Genomic DNA, 1,300 nt, shown 5'->3' with positions numbered 1-1,300 from the left:
GTGTAGCAAATGTTGTCCAATATTTTCGATTTGTCAATATTCATTTTTTCTGTCGTTTCTTTTCTGACGTGAGTTTCGGTACACTTGCCGCTAACACCCAAATATACGCAATTATCTCCTAATCTCAACAATACAAATATTAATATAAAACATTGTATATCAAAATATTATATTATTATTAACCGTTTGTAAGCATTTACAAACTACTGCGCTACTTTCTAATCTATATAAAATACGAAACAAAAAAAACCAACACCGTCAGGATTTATAAGCTTTGATTTTATCTGTTTACAGGGTTTTCATTGTTGGCTTTTCAAGCCCAACGAAAACCTGGTTATTAGTGGCAGTTTTTATTCTGCTGTTGCGACAATTATTTTTTCAGCTAGAAATTTCAATACAGGTAATTGTATTTTCACAGTAGCCATACTTGTTTTAGAGTACGGTATAAATCGATCTTTCCTTTCGTGCCTATCTGAGGAATGAACTAAACCATTTCTTACTGTTTTAATATGCTTAGCAATAGTTCCAAATACATGTCCACTTTGTAAGTTTGTTCCGTTTATTTCATTCCCAAATATTACCTTTTTCTTGGTGTAAAGATTATCACCTATTAAGGTTTCATATTCTTTAATAAATTCAATTAATTCGTCTTCATTTATGTATTTTATTAGTACATTTTTTAGCATTTCAGTTTCATCATTTTCTGTTTTATGAGAATTTACATCTTGAATCAATTTGTCTAAATTTTGAGATGATGTTCTGAATTTAGGATCATTTATTCTTCTTGATAATTTATCATATAAGTTTTGGTCAGAAACAGATAAATAAAAATATTCCAGTATATGATAAAAAGATAGAAATTTATGCGATTCAAATTCTGTACTAGATGCCAATTGGTAAAATTTAAGTAAATGCGGATTTATCTTAATTCTAGGAAAATTAAATGTGTTACTTGTATGAACTTTAAAAATATCATTATTTCGCTCTCTTGCTCTTAACCTTATAGGAAATGATTCTACAATATTAATTGTAGCTTGTTTAAGGGAAGAGAAAGAGAAAATACACGAATCAATTATTGAATTTGTGTATTTTAAATTGTTTTCAGCCGAAGTTTGATTTGTGTTATACACTTTAATTGTAAACATTCTTTTAGTGTATTTCAAAAAATCTCCATCAGCTCTCATGATTCGAAATCTTTCTAAAATATTATGAATATCCGTAATTACACATAATTTCGTATATTTACTTATAATTTAATTAGTTAGATGAATATATTTAGTTTTACAACGCATTTTGGGAG

Annotated in this window: 1 protein-coding gene; it reads right to left on the bottom strand. The window is 27.7% G+C overall.

All coding sequences use genetic code 11. From position 1 onward, the window contains the following. Positions 1-350 precede the first annotated feature (350 nt). Positions 351-1,184: a hypothetical protein gene (locus B0B05_RS16250; RefSeq protein ID WP_076784612.1), complete on the bottom strand. Its 834-nt coding sequence runs from the start codon at positions 1,182-1,184 to the stop codon at positions 351-353. Between the last annotated feature and the right edge of the window lie 116 nt (positions 1,185-1,300).

The organism is Epilithonimonas bovis DSM 19482 (assembly GCF_900108115.1).
GTDB classification, from domain to species: domain Bacteria; phylum Bacteroidota; class Bacteroidia; order Flavobacteriales; family Weeksellaceae; genus Epilithonimonas; species Epilithonimonas bovis.
This window is presented reverse-complemented; position numbering and strand designations above follow the sequence as displayed.

What these genes read in the sequence shown, in the direction of transcription:
- B0B05_RS16250 (WP_076784612.1), bottom strand. Translation starts at nt 1,184, where the DNA reads ATGAGAGCTGATGGAGATTTTTTGAAATACACTAAAAGAATGTTTACA.